The 14,962-nt window shown below is 48.4% G+C and carries 14 protein-coding genes and 1 tRNA gene; 3 read left to right on the forward strand and 12 right to left on the reverse strand.

Annotation, left to right across the window (positions count from 1 at the left end; genetic code table 11):
• Window positions 1-43 precede the first annotated feature (43 nt).
• Window positions 44-119: transfer RNA gene (locus ACTHUE_RS04395), tRNA-Arg, on the forward strand.
• A gap of 94 nt (window positions 120-213) precedes the next feature.
• Here the strand turns inward: ACTHUE_RS04395 and ACTHUE_RS04400 are convergent.
• Together ACTHUE_RS04400 and ACTHUE_RS04405 are read right to left on the reverse strand one after the other, a co-directional pair.
• On the reverse strand, window positions 214-1,404 hold the full coding sequence (locus tag ACTHUE_RS04400) for an amino acid aminotransferase (protein ID WP_070695302.1): 1,191 nt from the start codon (window positions 1,402-1,404) through the stop codon (window positions 214-216).
• A gap of 110 nt (window positions 1,405-1,514) precedes the next feature.
• Window positions 1,515-2,288: a FadR/GntR family transcriptional regulator gene (locus ACTHUE_RS04405; protein WP_004520637.1), complete on the reverse strand. Its 774-nt coding sequence runs from the start codon at window positions 2,286-2,288 to the stop codon at window positions 1,515-1,517.
• A 339-nt stretch (window positions 2,289-2,627) separates the two neighbouring features.
• On the opposite strand from ACTHUE_RS04405, the gene ACTHUE_RS04410 reads away from it, so the two are divergent.
• Window positions 2,628-4,604, forward strand: a complete 1,977-nt coding sequence (locus tag ACTHUE_RS04410; RefSeq protein WP_004520636.1) for a TonB-dependent copper receptor — start codon at window positions 2,628-2,630, stop codon at window positions 4,602-4,604.
• A gap of 127 nt (window positions 4,605-4,731) precedes the next feature.
• Here the strand turns inward: ACTHUE_RS04410 and ACTHUE_RS04415 are convergent, their stop codons facing one another.
• From ACTHUE_RS04415 to ACTHUE_RS04430, 4 genes are all read right to left on the reverse strand, one after another.
• Entirely contained in the window at window positions 4,732-6,069 is a 1,338-nt protein-coding gene (locus ACTHUE_RS04415) for a sodium-dependent transporter (protein WP_049344650.1), read from the reverse strand.
• 266 nt (window positions 6,070-6,335) lie between these two features.
• Entirely contained in the window at window positions 6,336-7,241 is a 906-nt protein-coding gene (locus ACTHUE_RS04420) for a metal ABC transporter solute-binding protein, Zn/Mn family (RefSeq protein WP_049323129.1), read from the reverse strand.
• Between the two features lie 79 nt (window positions 7,242-7,320).
• Complete coding sequence (locus ACTHUE_RS04425) at window positions 7,321-8,196, reverse strand: metal ABC transporter permease (protein ID WP_003747573.1); 876 nt, start codon at window positions 8,194-8,196, stop codon at window positions 7,321-7,323.
• A gap of 76 nt (window positions 8,197-8,272) precedes the next feature.
• Window positions 8,273-8,998, reverse strand: coding sequence for a metal ABC transporter ATP-binding protein (locus ACTHUE_RS04430; protein WP_188208635.1), 726 nt, complete (start codon window positions 8,996-8,998; stop codon window positions 8,273-8,275).
• 270 nt (window positions 8,999-9,268) lie between these two features.
• Here ACTHUE_RS04430 and ACTHUE_RS04435 point away from each other — a divergent pair, with 270 nt between their 5' ends.
• Window positions 9,269-9,565 (forward strand): DUF2288 domain-containing protein, encoded by a 297-nt coding sequence (locus tag ACTHUE_RS04435; RefSeq protein WP_004520632.1) that lies wholly within the window; start codon window positions 9,269-9,271, stop codon window positions 9,563-9,565.
• 63 nt (window positions 9,566-9,628) lie between these two features.
• Here ACTHUE_RS04435 and apaG read toward each other — a convergent pair whose 3' ends face one another.
• From apaG to hpnD, 6 genes are all read right to left on the reverse strand, one after another.
• Window positions 9,629-9,997 carry a Co2+/Mg2+ efflux protein ApaG gene (gene apaG / locus ACTHUE_RS04440; RefSeq protein WP_004520630.1) on the reverse strand — a complete coding sequence of 123 codons (369 nt, stop codon included), beginning with the start codon at window positions 9,995-9,997 and terminating at the stop codon, window positions 9,629-9,631.
• A gap of 98 nt (window positions 9,998-10,095) precedes the next feature.
• Complete coding sequence (locus ACTHUE_RS04445; RefSeq protein ID WP_039862448.1) at window positions 10,096-10,584, reverse strand: phosphatidylglycerophosphatase A family protein; 489 nt, start codon at window positions 10,582-10,584, stop codon at window positions 10,096-10,098.
• Window positions 10,577-11,533: a thiamine-phosphate kinase gene (thiL, locus tag ACTHUE_RS04450; RefSeq protein ID WP_004520628.1), complete on the reverse strand. Its 957-nt coding sequence runs from the start codon at window positions 11,531-11,533 to the stop codon at window positions 10,577-10,579. The genes ACTHUE_RS04445 and thiL overlap by 8 nt, the downstream gene beginning before the upstream one ends.
• Window positions 11,534-11,720: 187 nt before the next feature.
• Window positions 11,721-12,440: an SDR family oxidoreductase gene (locus ACTHUE_RS04455; RefSeq protein WP_003682583.1), complete on the reverse strand. Its 720-nt coding sequence runs from the start codon at window positions 12,438-12,440 to the stop codon at window positions 11,721-11,723.
• Window positions 12,441-12,535: 95 nt separating this feature from the next.
• A complete protein-coding gene (hpnE, locus tag ACTHUE_RS04460; protein ID WP_070695300.1) occupies window positions 12,536-13,843 on the reverse strand; it encodes a hydroxysqualene dehydroxylase HpnE in 1,308 nt (435 codons plus the stop codon).
• Window positions 13,840-14,688: a presqualene diphosphate synthase HpnD gene (gene hpnD, locus ACTHUE_RS04465; protein WP_004520626.1), complete on the reverse strand. Its 849-nt coding sequence runs from the start codon at window positions 14,686-14,688 to the stop codon at window positions 13,840-13,842. Before hpnD ends, hpnE begins: the two co-directional genes overlap by 4 nt.
• Window positions 14,689-14,962 lie beyond the last annotated feature (274 nt).

A 14,962-nucleotide genomic window follows, 5' to 3' on the forward strand; every position in this document is an offset into this window, starting at 1 on the left:
AACTTTGCCAATAAAGCCAATATGCGTTAACCTTACGGCTTTCGCACCCATAGCTCAGTTGGAAGAGTGTCAGTTTCCGAAGCTGGAGGTCACAGGTTCGATCCCTGTTGGGTGCGCCAATTATAAATAGGCCGTCTGAAAGATGAAAATTTTTCAGACGGCCTTTTGATTTACTTCAAATAAAACTACATTCAATTTCAGATTGAACGGCTATTACAACACTTTGGCAAATGCTTCGGCCACATAATCGATATTCGATGCATTCAATCCTGCCACACACATCCTACCCGAATCCAGCAGGTAAACGGCAAACTCGTCACGCAGGCGGTGTACCTGCTCTACGGTTAGGCCTGTATAGCTGAACATACCGCGCTGTTTGATGAAATAGCTGAAATCACGATTGGGGATTTTGGCCGTCAAAACATCATAAAGTTTCTGACGCATGGCACGGATGCGGTCGCGCATGGCGTAAACCTCGTTTTCCCACAAAGCGCGTAGCTCATCGCTGTTCATCACATCAGAAGCGATGTATGCGCCATGCGCGGCAGGACTGGAATAAATGCGGCGGACGGTAAATTTCAACTGTCCGAACACCAGCTCTGCTTCTTCCTTATTGGGACACACTACGCTCAAACCACCGACGCGCTCGCCGTACAGCGACAGGTTTTTCGAGAAAGAGTTGCTGACAAACAAAGGCAGACCCATTTCGACGGCTTTGCGAATTGCATACGCATCGCTGTCTAAATCTTCGCCGAAACCTTGATAGGCAATATCCATAAACGGAATCAGCTTGTGCGTTTTGATAATATCCAACACTTCATCCCATTGCGCTTTCGACATATCTACGCCGGTCGGGTTTTGACAGCATGGATGCAAAATCAAGACGCTGTTTTCCGGCAATGTTTTGAAAAACGCAGTCATTTCTTCAAATTTCACGCCGACGGTTTCAGGGTTGTAATAAGGATACGTCCCCACTTCAAAACCTGCGCCTTCAAAAATGCCTTTATGGTTGTCCCAAGTCGGATCGCTGACATAGGCTTTTGCATCAGGGAACCAACGGCGCAAAAAGTCGGCACCGACTTTCAACGCCCCCGAGCCGCCTAAAGTCTGTACGGTCGCAACGCTACCTTCTGCCAATGCCGGATTATCCTTGCCAAACAACAAACGCTGAACGGCACTCCGATAAGTATCCAAACCTTCCATCGGCAGATAAGGAGAGGGGCGCGGTACGGCCGCACGCTCTGCTTCTGCCCGGCGGACAGATTCCAAAACCGGCATTTTGCCTTCGTCATCAAAATAAATGCCTATGCTCAAATTGACTTTTTCAGGACGCTCGTCGCGTTTGAAGGTTTCAACCAAACTCAAAATCGGGTCGCCCGGATAATACTCGACATGACGGTACATGGTGCTTCCTTTGTTTTCAGACAGAATTAATGAAGATTGTGGCACTAAAAGGCCTTATTTGCAAAATCAGGCCGTCTGAAAAATTCAGACGGCCTGATTATTTTTAAACGCTACCAATCTACTCGTTTCAAATCGTTTTGTGCCAATACATCCGCATGCTCGCTGCGGCTTTGATATTCCCTGTCCTGCAAAATGCGGCGGGCGACATAATTCAAATGCAGTTTGGCCGCTTCCGCCGCCTCAGCCGGTTTGGCCTGGGCAATGGCTTCAAAAATAGCGCGGTGCTGGGCAATTAGCGTCGGGCGCGGGTCTTCGGTTTGATGGATATAGATAATGCCGCTGCGTGTTTGCTGATAAAGCATTTTGAGCAGGCTGCTGGAAAGGTGGCTGAACAGGATATTGTGTGCGGCATCAGCAATAGTTTGATGGAAACTGACGTCTGCCTCGGCTTGATGTTCCAAATTTCCGCTTTCACAGGCCGTTTCAAACTTCTGCTGCCAGAAGTCAATACGTTTCAAATCGGCGTCAGTCCGTCTTTCGGCGGCCAGCGCCGCCATACAGCCTTCAACGTGACAACTGAAATCGAATACGTCTGTTTCCCAATTGGTATGTTTGCCGAGCAACTCCTGCCAGCTTTGCAAAAAATCCTGCTGCGGCTTGACGGAAACATAATAGCCATCGCCCTGCCGCGCTTCCAAAACCTGCTTGGCAATCAAGATATTCAATGCCACCCTGACTGACGGACGCGATACGCCGAATTCTTCCGCAAGCGTACGTTCGGGAGGCAATTTACTGCCTTCTTCATAAATGCCGGTCGCGATACGTTCTTCCAAAACGGCTAAAACCTGATCGCTGATTTTTTGCGGACGAACCAATTTCGTCATGTTGTATTCCTGATGATTGAAGGACAGTTGTATTCAAACGGCCATAAATTGGATTGACCAATTGGCCGCTCATTCTAATCAATCCCCTATTTTTTCGTCAAGGAATGCCATTCTTCCCATCGCAAGCAGTTTAATTCAAACACATTCATTTTTATCAAGTAACCTCACCAATGCCTTCAAATCAATATTTTGGTATGACCAATCTTAATAAACAACCTATGCGCCCAAAATCTGAAAATATTGATTTAGATTAAAATCCCGCTGCTTCTATTTAACTAGACTTTATGTATAATACTTAGGTATTAGTTAACATAATTCCTAATAATAGAGAGAAACAATATGAAATACCCACCATTACTTATCTTACCCATTACCTTAGCCGTATCCCAAACATGGGCAGATACCGATCCTACACCTGAAGAAACGGTTACCCTTTCCCCTGTCACCGTCACCGGCACACAACAACAAAAAGCCAACCGCGTTACTTTCAACCCCAAAGCTGCTTTGCAACCCCTCCCTGCCGGAGACGGGGCAGACCTTTTACAATCCGTGCCCAACATGAGCATCATCCGTAAAGGAGGTAGCTCGGGCGATCCGCTGTTCCGTGGTTTGGGCGGCTCGCGCCTCTCCGTCAATGCCGACGATCAGTTTATTTATGGCGGTTGCGGTATGCGCATGGACCCGCCGACTGCCTATATCCACCCCAATTCATTTGATAAAGTCGTGGTTACTAAAGGCCCGCAAACCGTTACCCAAGGCATGGGTTTGGTCAGCGGCTCAGTGCAATTTATCCGTACAGATCCTGATTTCACTGAGAAACCTTACAATATTAACGCCACCCTGACAGCAGGCAGCAACGACCGCCTTGACGGCTCGCTGGAAGCCGAGTTCGGCGGCAAATACGGCTATGTCCGTACCAATATCTCCCATAACGAAGCCGACGATTACAAAGACGGCGACGGCAACCGCATTCACTCCCACTTCAAACGCGACAGCCAAATGTTGCAACTGGGTGTTACTCCGACAGAAAACACCACCATTGCCGGCACATACGAGCGCAGCAGAGCCAAGGTTGCCTACGCCGACCGCATGATGGACGGCAGCAAATTCGACCGTGATGCGTGGAATATCCGTTTTACCCAACGCAACCTCACACCATGGTTCAGCGAGTTGGAACTGCGCTACGGTAAAAGCGAAATCGACCACGTGATGGACACATACAGCCTGCGTACCATCTACAATCCTGCCGGCAAGCAGATTAAAAATGCCAACAACCCTAAACGCAATACCGATACAGGCCGTCTGAAAGCCACTTTCGATTGGGACAAGCTCAACCTGCAAACCGGTTTGGATTATTTGGACGACGTCCACGTCGCGCGTCATGAGCGTGGCGGCGACGGCTACAGCCACAAGCCTTACATGCCCAACCAAAGTTTCAAACAATGGGGTATTTTCACCGAAGCCTCTTGGCAACAAACCGACAATCAACGCTGGGTAGCAGGTTTTCGCCATGACCAAGTCAAAGCGCATTACGATACCGCGCGTGTTACCGACCCCGTTTTGAAACATCAGAAATTCAATTTGAACTCAGGCTTCCTGCGTTGGGAAAGAAATACGGACAACGGTCTGAAATACTATGCCGGATTCGGCATTGCCGAACGCGCGCCTGACTACTGGGAACGCCTGCACTCTGAAAACAAAGCCATCCGCGCAGAGCAAAACCGCCAAATCGATGCAGGCGTAATCTGGAAACGTCCTAATCTCCACGCATCCGTATCCGTATTCGGCAGCGACATCAAAGACTTCATCATGATGGAGAGCAAAGACAAGATTTTCAACGTGCGCAACATCAACGCTTCACGCTTTGGCGGCGAAGCCGAAGTCAAATGGACATTTGCGCCTAACTGGGAAGTCGGCACCAGCCTCGCCTACACCCACGGCAAAAACCGTACCGACGGCAAACCTTTGGCACAAACGCCACCGCTCGAGTGGAACAACACCCTCGCCTTTGACAACGGCAAATTCAGTGCGGGCGCATTATGGCGCGTCGTGGCCAAACAAAACCGTTACAGCAAAGGCCAAGGCAATATCGTCGGCCAAGACATCGGCGCTTCTTCGGGCTTTGGCGTACTCTCGCTCAACGCTGGTTGGAAATTCAGCAAATACGCCACATTACAAGGTGGCGTGGACAACGTGTTCAACAAAAACTATGCTGAATTCGTCAGCCGCGGCGGCGACCCGTCTGCCGGTACACAAACCATGCGCGTGAACGAACCCGGCCGTACTGCATGGCTGAGACTGCAAGCGAAGTTCTAATCAGCCTCATGCGTATATAAAAAGGCCGTCTGAAAAATTTTCAGACGGCCTTAATATTTTTAATGATGTTTTTAAACAAACAGTCCGGCGAAACAATGCAACGCCGGACTGTTTGCTCTCTATCGGATTAAATCAAACCCAAAGAGTTGATGAACACGACAATAATCGCAATCGGCGCAAGATAGCGAAGCGCACCCAACCACAGGTAAAGCAGCTGTTTCGGAATGGTGCTGCCCATGCCCGCATCACGCAGGACAGACTGTTTGTCCTGAACCCATGATGTAAACACGGCAACGCTCAATGCGCCAATCGGCATGATGACGGCAGAAATAATGAAGTCCCACAAATCAAAAATAGTTTTTCCGAAAATCTTAAAATCGCCCCAAACGCCAAATGACAGCGCCGAAGGAATACCAACTATGAAAATCGCAATACCGGTTACCCAAGCGTGGCTGCTGCGCTTTTTCTCGTCTTGGCGGATGGTTGCCGCGATAACGGTTTCCAGCATGGAAAACGCGGAAGTCAGCGTCGCAAAGACAACCAACAGCATAAACACGGCAAACAAATACGTACCCATCGGCATTTTCATGAAGACCGCAGGCAACACGACAAAAATCAAACCAGGGCCTTGGCCGGGTTCAAAACCGAAGGCAAATACCGCAGGGAAAATCACCAAACCGGCCAGCAGCGACACAAACAGGTTCATCCACATAATCATATGGCCGGAGCGGAACATATCCTGATCCTTACCCAAATACGAGGCATAGGTAATCATCGCGGACACGCCAATACTCAACGCAAAAAATGCCTGACCCAAAGCAGTCAGCATCGTACCCGGTTTCAAATACGACCAATCCGGTTTCAACAAGAATGCCACGCCCTCCATTGCGCCGGGCAAGGTCAGCGAACGGATAGCCAGCGCGATAAAAAGGATAAACAAACCCGGCATCAACACGCGGTTTGCCTTTTCAATGCCGTCTGAAATGCCGCCTTTAACCACCCAAATGGTAATCAGCATGAACAAGCCTTGGTAAAACAGCGAACCAAACGGTGAAGAAATCGTGTTGCCGAACAAGGCTTCAAAGTCTGCGCCGGCATGAATTTCACCGGTAAAGCTGTGCACGACGTAGTTCAATACCCAGCCGCCGACCACGCTATAAAACGACAGCAAAATAAAACACGCGGCCACACCCATGCGGCCGACCCACGGCCACTGCGAACCCGGGCGCAATACTTTAAAGGAATCAATGGCGTTTTTACCGCCTGTACGGCCGATGTAAAACTCAGCCAGTTGAACCGGTAAAGCCACCAAAATGGTGAAAATCAAAAACAAAAGAAAGAATACGGCGCCGCCGTTGGTACCGGCTGTATAAGGGAATTTCCAAATTGCACCCAAACCGATGGCCGAGCCTGCCGCAGCAAGCACAAAGCCGATTTTGGATGACCAAGACGAATGATTGCTCATGATGTAAGTTTAAGAAACGTGAAGATGCCGAATTGTAACAGGGTGAAGTCAAGCCGTGAGTGGCTGACGGACAGCCGATAAGCAATTCGCACGGATGGTGCGTACTTATCAAGCAAATTGGCATGAATTTTTGATAATTAAGCTTTTAATAGCACAAAACTAATTTTTATATTTTAAATTTGACGATTTGTTTTAAAAATAAGCATATAAAAGGCCGTCTGAAACCTTGTTTCCAAGTTTCAGACGGCCTTTATCTTGAAACCGTTTTATTTTTTCATGGCATCAGTCAAAACTTTGACATTGTAGCGGTACATGCCGATGTAACTGTTGGCCGGTGCGCCACCCAGTGCATCGGAATACAAACGTCCGCTGACATTGACGCCGGTTTCTTTGGCGATACGGTCAATCATGCGCGTGTCTTTGATGTTTTCGGTAAAGACGGCTTTAATGCCCTCGCGTTTGATTTGACGGATGATGGAAGCCACTTGTTTGGCAGACGGCTCGGCTTCGCTGCTCACGCCTTGAGGGGCGATGAATTCAATATTGTAGCGTTTGCCCATGTACGTGAACGCATCGTGTCCGGTCAAGACTTTACGCTTGGCGGCAGGTACGGCATTAAAGGCAGCCTGCGCATCGCTGTGCAATTTTTTCAGCTGCATTTGATAGTTGCCCAAACGTTGCTGATAGTAGGTTTTGCCTTCAGGGTCGGCTTGAATCAGCGCATTGGCAACGTTTTGCGCATAAGTACCCATCAAGACGGGGTCGGTCCAAACGTGCGGGTCAAATTCGCCGTGATCGTGATGATGGCCTTCATGATCGTGGTCATGATGATGGCCGCCCTCTTCTGCTTTCAAAGCCTGAATGCCTTTGGTCGCTTCGGCGAAAGGCACTTTGCTTTGTTTAACTGCGCGTTGTACATCGGCGGCTTCCAAGCCCAAGCCGTTGAGCAATACCAATTTTGCGCTGCGGATTTTTTTGATGTCGCCGCTGGTCATGTGGTAGGCATGGCTGTCTTGGTTGGCACCCACCAAGCTTTGAACGGCCACGCGGTCGCCGCCAATCTGTTTGGCCACGTCGCCCAAAATGCTGAAGCTGGTGACAACAGGCAACGGAGCGGCATAAGCGGCACCGGTCAATAATGCGGCAACGATGCCGAGTTTCCAATGTTTCATATTCTCTCCAGTGATATAACGTAACATTAACATCATCATAAGACAGACTGTCTGATTATTCAAGCGGCCGTCTGAAAAATCATGCCGTGCGGTGTTTCTTGCGGCGCAGCCATTTTGCCAAAATGCCGCCTTCCCAACCGAACACGACGGAAATCAGGTAAAGCGTGCCGCAGCATAAAATAATCGCCGGGCCGGACGGGATTTCGATATGGTAGGAAAACAACAATCCTGCCAAGCCGCAAAGCAAAGCCAATGCGACCGACAAAATCATCAGCCAACCCATGCTTTTCGCCCACAGTCTGGCAGTAATCGCCGGCAACATCATCAAACCGACCGACATCAGCGTACCCAATGCCTGAAAACCGGCAACCAGATTCATCACGACCAGTACCAAAAACAACACATGCCAAAAGCCGCCCTTACCGCCGACAGCCTTGAGGAACAAAGGGTCTATGCTTTCCAACACCAGCGGGCGGAACATGACCGCCATCAGCAAAATAGTGACACTTGCAGAAACGGCAATCAGCTGCAAAGCCGGAATATCCACCGCCAAGACCGAGCCAAACAGCAAATGCAGCAAATCGACGCTGCTGCCGTTTTTGCTGACCAAAACCACACCGATGGCGAGGCTGCTCAAATAAAATGCGGCAAAGTTCGCATCTTCTTTCAATGAAGTAAACCGGCTGACTAAACCGGCCAACAAAGCCATCAGCAAACCGGCTGCAAAACCGCCAACACTCATCGCAGGCAAACTCAAACCGGCAAACATATAGCCAATGGCCGCACCGGGCAAAACCGCATGGCTCAAGGCATCGCCCACCAAACTCATGCGGCGCATCACCAAAAATACACCGACAGGCGCCGCGCTCAATGCCAGGCAGAAAATCGACGCCAGGGCATAGCGCATAAAGTCGAATTCGACGAACGGCGCGACGACCAAATCATATAAATCCATGTTTTATCGCTTTTTTATTAATCTCTGAAAGCCTGAGGCCGTCTGAAAAACACTTACTTTCAGACGGCCTTGTCCATTAAACCGCGCACCAATCGGCCGCTTCCTGCTTCTGCATCATTCGGTTGGCCTGTGCCAAAAATTCATCGGTCAACACATTTTCCGTCGCACCGGCTGTCACTTTTTCACGCGCCAAAAGCAGCGTGTTGGCAAAATATGCCCGCACCTGCTCGTAATCATGCAACACGGCAATCACTGCCTGACCGTCCTGATGGCACTGGCGCAAAACTTCCAACAGCGCATAAGTCGTCCGCGCATCCACCGCGTTAAACGGCTCATCCAGCAGCAAAAATTTGGCATCCTGCACTAGCATCCGCGCAAACAATACGCGTTGGAATTGGCCATTGGACAAGTGCGCGATTTGGCGCGTGGCAAAATCCTGCATTTCCACGCGTTCCAAAGCCACCATCACGCGCTTTTTCTGCGCCGCGTTCACACGCCCGAAAAAGCCGATTTCATACCACAGCCCCATCGCTGCCAGTTCAAACACCGTCATCGGCTGGCTGCGGTCAATGTCCGACTGCTGCGGCAGATAGGCAATATCCTTGCGTGCCATATTTTCATAGCGCACGCTGCCCGTATCCGTCTTCTGCAAGCCCATAATGGCTTTGAGCAGGGTCGATTTACCCGCGCCGTTCGGCCCGAAAATCGTCCACATTTTGCCATCTTCAAACACCATATCGACATGGTGCACCACCGGCCTGCGCTGATAGCTGACCGTCAGATTTTCCACCACGATACTCATGGCGATACCGCCCAAAAATATACAGCCCACAACGCCGCCAATGCGACAAGCGCAATCAGCAGCCTTTGCAGCAATCCGGTCAACAATACAGAATTCATAAGCCTAAAACCGCCCTTGTCCAAATACGGACAACAGGCCGTCTGAAAGAAAATTAAAACATTAAAATGATACTGTATAACGTTAACCCTGTAAATTTCTTTCGTTTTCAGACGGCATCGGGCAAAAGGCCGAATATCGGTTACAATCCGTTTTTTATTTGATGATTGTCCTATGTCTATTCCACTCTTAAACGAAAAACTCAATACCGAAACCGCCCGCATTTCATGGGAAGAGCTGCAACCCCACTTCGCACGCGGTGCCGCCGTCTATGTTGCGCCCGATTTGGATTTGATTGCCGTCGCCCGTCATGTTGCCGAAGATGAAGCCGCGCCATTGAAACAATGGATGGAACAAGGCAAATTCGGTGCCATCAGCGATGATATGGCACGCACATTTTTAGCGGATAAGCAGGAAATGTGGGCGGTTGTCGTAGCGCCGTGGGTATTGGTACAGCCTTGCAAAGACTGATAAGGTCGTCTGAAAAATAAAACCGGAACATTTCCCATGTTCCGGTTTTATTTTTCAGACGACCTATTGCAAAGTAAAGCCTGCTTTGAATTCAAGCTTCGGCACCCCGATAACGAAACGTTTGCCGATGCTGTCTTCAAACTCATACGCGCCTTCGATACTGCCCCAAGGCGTGCTGATTTGCGAACCGCTGTTGTACTCATAGGCTTCGCCCGGGTACAAAACAGGTTGCTCTTCAATCAGGCCAACATGACCGACCTGCTCTGTCTCACCGTGTCCGTCGGTGATTTCCCAAAAACGCTGACGCAAAGTAATGATTTTATCACTGCGGTTGCAGATGGTGATCAGATAATTGAAGGCGTAACGGTCGCGATAGACGTCGCTCTGACCGGCCATATAACGCGGCTCCACGTTAATCTCGATTTCATTCATAATTGTTTACCCCGTATGGTATTTATTTTATTTCAATATCCGGATAATTCCGGCGTGCCCGCCCTATTTTTGCAAAGGGTCGAAACACTTAAAACGCATCACGCGATCCAATAAAACAGGCCCAAGACCATCAAGGTCATCACAGCCGCAATCAAATCATCAAGCATAATGCCTAAACCTCCATGAATCCATTGGTCAAACCATTTTATCGGCCATGGTTTCAACGCATCAAACAAGCGGAAAATAACAAAAGCCGCCAGCCACCAGCTCCATTTAAACGGAATCAGCGACAGCACCAACAGCATCGCGACAATTTCATCCCAGACGATACCGCCGTAATCCTGAATACCCAGCTCCCTCTCGGTATAACCGCAAATGCGGATACCCCAGAAGAACAAGGCGATACACAATAAAAGCAATATCCAGCCGTCTATGCCCAACAGGCACAATACAAAAGCCAGAGGTAATGCTGCCAGCGTTCCGGCCGTACCCGGAGCAACCGGCGACAAGCCGCTGCCAAAACCGAATCCTAAAAAACACAATGGTTTGTGCAACAGCCAAGAAAAAGTAGGTTTACGTTCAGCCAAAATGATCAAATCCTAAAGAAGTCAGTTCCAATACGCCGCCTTCGGCATCCAAAATATTCAGACGGCCTGAGTCAGTCATTTTACCAATTCGGGCGACCGGTACGCCACTTTGTTCCGCTACCTGATAAACGCGTTCCCTATCTTCTGGAGCAGCAGTAAAAATCAGTTCGTAATCATCGCCGCCGGCTAATACCGCCGACAACCATTGTTCGCGCGACAAAACGTTTTTCAATTCAGGCAACGACGGCACACAATCGGCAAATATTTCCGCCCCGACAGCAGAGGCTTTTAAAATATGCCCCACATCTTGAGCCAGGCCGTCTGAAACATCTTGCGCGGCATGGGCAAACGGCAACAATGCCTGCCCCAATGAAACGCGCGGTTCCGGACGGAGCAATTTATCATCGCAAACTGCCATGATTTCAGACGGTAATTGATAATGCCCCAGATGTTTGTTCAAAGCAGCGGCAGCCAAACCCAACCGACCCGATACCCAAATATCGTCGCCGACTTCGGCCGCATCACGCCGCAGGGCATTCCCTGTCGGAACTTCACCTACTATTGTTACATTAAAGACCAAATCGCCTTTGGTGGTATCGCCACCAATCAACACCGTATCAAAACGCGCGGCCAAAGCAAAAAAGCTATCGCAAAAACGTTTGAGCCAGTCTTGATTCAATTCAGGCAGCGCAGCACTGAGCAACACCCAACGTGGTTTGGCACCCATAGCGGCCATATCGGATAAGTTTACTGCAAGCATTTTCCATGCCAAATCTTCAGGTGAAACATCTTCAAAAAAATGTCTGCCCTTAACCAACATATCAGCGCTAAAACATAAATCAAATCCGTTACTTGGGCGAATAATAGCGGCATCGTCCCCTATGCCCAAAATCAAACCTTCCGATTTTTGTCGCTGCAAATATTGTCTGATAAAGTCAAATTCCGTCATATTTATCCAATACAACTATAACTTAGATTACTATATCTAATTTTGTGCCAGCCTGATGTTTGCCTGCTAAAACGTCAAACATTACACTTCAACATTATTTAGATATAAAACTCAATAAGTTAAAGGCCGTCTGAAAATATAGATTTCAGACGGCCTCATGTTCTCAAACCACTCTGAGCAGGTAGATTTACAGATAGACGATTTCGCCTGTCCGCCCCCTGCTCTCTTGACTTGCCCACCAAATAAATTGCGGCAGGACATCTTCGTAGTTTTTACGTTCGCTTTTCGATTCGCCCGGATGCGATTTAATACGTTGCGGCGAATTGATGGCGCCCGGCACCAAAACATTGGCACGCAGGTTGTCAAAACGTTCCCACTCGTCCGCGGCCACTTTACACAAATAATTGAGCGCAGCTTTGGAGGCACCGAAACCGCCCCAATAGGCTTGCGGTTTTTCGCCGTGGCTTTCGCCGACAAAAATCACAGAAGCATCTTCGGATTGCTTCAACAATGGGAACAGCGCACGGGTCAAACCCATAGGCGCAACGGTGTTGATACGGTATTGGTTGACCCATTCCGATACGGTTTGAAAATCCAATGGCGACAAGGCATAGAAATAGCTGGCACAATGTACCACGCCATCCAATTTTCCGCCGGTCGCTTCATCAATAGTCTCCGCAAATTGCTTAAACTCTTTCTCCTCCGCGCTCATCAAATCAAAGCAGATGGCAAACGGCTCAGGGCTGCCCGCAGCCACAATGGCATCATATACTTTTTCCAAACGCTTTTGATGACGCGCCACCAAAATGACAGTCGCTCCGGCAGCCGCATAGGCTTTGGCAACCTGCTCGCCCAAGCCTTGGGATGCGCCGGTAATCAAGATGGTTTTGTTCGCTAATGTCGTCATGACTTTTCCTTGAACTTTATGGTTTTGGATATTGTATCGGCTTGGTAAGTTTTGTAAAGTCAAAAAGGCCGTCTGAACATTCAGACGGCCTCAGTTTATTCAACCCGCAAATCCAGCATAAGTTTTTCAGCCGCAGCAAAGCCCGACTGAACCGCAGCTTCCAATGTTGCCGGATAACGCGGATGGAGATAGTCGCCGGCTGGATAAATACGGCGATGATGCAACCATGAGAAATCAGGTTGTACAAAATCAACCGTTGCCGCCGTAGTCGCGCGTTTTTCAGTAATAATGCGTACGGCTTCAGGCGTACCCAAATCCGGACAAATCCGCTTAATGTCCGCATGAATTTTCTCGGCTAAATCTTTATCCTTCCGTGCCTCGGTGTAATCGGAAACGCTGATGACGACCGCGACTTCATTATCCGGCAAACCCAACGCCCCCCGATGTAACACCCATTGCGCCGCACCATCAAAAAATCCCGTTAAAGGCTCAGGTAGTTTGACTGCTTGTGCATAACGCAAATAAACCGTAGTAATCGCATGGTAATGCAACGATTGATAGGCCGTCTGAATATAGTCAGGCGTATCTTCAGGCAGAAGTGCGTCAACATGATATGGTGCAATAGCCAAAACAACCGCATCAAATACTTCGCCATTGATTTCAACTCGGCCATCGATATGATGGTTTAAATGGGAAATACGAGTTTCAAGATGTATTTCTGCACCATGCTTGTGCAGAAAATCCAAAGCCGGTTCGGCTACGATCCGCCCTAAATCCTGCTTAGGCAAAAGATAATCGCTGTTCGCCTTTTCAGACCACACGCCATCATTCAATACATTACATAAAATGCGCAACGATGCCTGTTCTAACGGCGTATTTAAAGCACCCCAAACCAAAGGTTGCCAAAATTGCCCAAGCAGGCTGCGCGGAACATTTCGTGTTCTCAACCACTTTGCAACCGTCAAATCGGTTTTATGATGATCAGCCCAACGTTGCAATGCCGACATATCCGACAGCAATTTGATTTTCAATGAAAAAGAAAGATTTTTAGCACGCAGGATACCGACAAGCAAATGCCAAGGCGCAGGCAGAGAGGCCGTCTGAAACTGCAATCCCTCATGAATGTACCATCGCAAAGGCTGGCGTAAAAAGGCTGATTCAGGTTGAACGCCGATATGTTGCATCAAAGTTTGAACACCATGATACGCACCCAACAAGATATGCTGCCCATTATCCAAAAAGCTGAATCCACCATCTTTCCCAGCTATGCTACGCGCCCTACCGCCAGCCTGTCTCCCAGCCTCAAACAAAGAAATATCGGCTCGATGAATCAGGGAAACCGCCGCAGACAAACCTGCCCAACCGGCACCAATTACAGCAATTTTTGGACGCTTAGTCTTCATGGTTTAAATCCAAACAGCCAAGTTTTCAAAGCAATACGTTTTTTACGGGGAGAAGGAATCGCAATTTTATAAGTCAACACATTTTGCGCACCATCACGGTCAATTTCATTCAACAACGCATAATAAATAGCCGCCATAATCAGGCCGACTTTTTGTGATTTCTTATCCTCAGCCGGCAAAAGCAACATCGCTTCACGATAAGTTTCACGCGCCCTATTCACTTGAAACTGCATCAATTGTGCAAAATTTTCTGTCGGTTTGCACTGCATAATTACGTTGGCAGGTACGTCAAACTTCTGCATTTCCTCTATCGGCAGATAAATTCTTCCTTGTCGCGCATCTTCGCCCACATCACGAATAATGTTCGTCAACTGCAAAGCCAAGCCCATTTTGTCCGCATATTCCAAAGTTTTCAGATTGGAAAAACCTAAAATCCGCGCAATAAGACGCCCCACAACTCCGGCAACACGGTGACAATACAGCTTTAATTCATCAAAACTACCATAACGAGCCTGCTCCAAATCCATCTGCATGCCATCAATCAAGGCCTCAAATTCATTCTTCGGCAAGTCAAAATTTTCCCGAATATCTTTTAAAGCCTGATGAACGGGATGCTCAGGCATCTCATTATTAAACACTTTCTCCAAATCACTGCGCCACCAGTTCAACGTTATCTGAGCTACATTTGGATCGGTACAGCTATCAACTACATCGTCTAGTTCGCGACAAAAAGCGTATAAAACAGTGATCGCATTCCGTTTTTCTACCGATAAAAAACGAAAGCCGGATAAAAAACTGGAATGGCTTTCGGCAACCTTTTGATGACAATAATCCAAAGCAAGCACTGTGTATCCTAAAAATATCGTTATAAATAATTAGCAGGGATTTTATCTGTATTTAAAAAAGTACGCCAATATCAAAAATTCATCTTACAACAAGGCCGTCTGAAAGCTAATCTTAAGTATCTTTCAGACGGCCTAATATCTTACGTCGCCAAGATCGAAACCAGCAGCATCACCACCAGCAGCTGTATCAAGGAGTAGCCCCTCTGCACAGTTGCCCTATCCCATTTTCTGTCAAATGCCTTTAAGTACATATCTTTCTTCCCTTTATCTTCTA

This window comes from Neisseria sp. P0021.S005 (assembly GCF_051956955.1).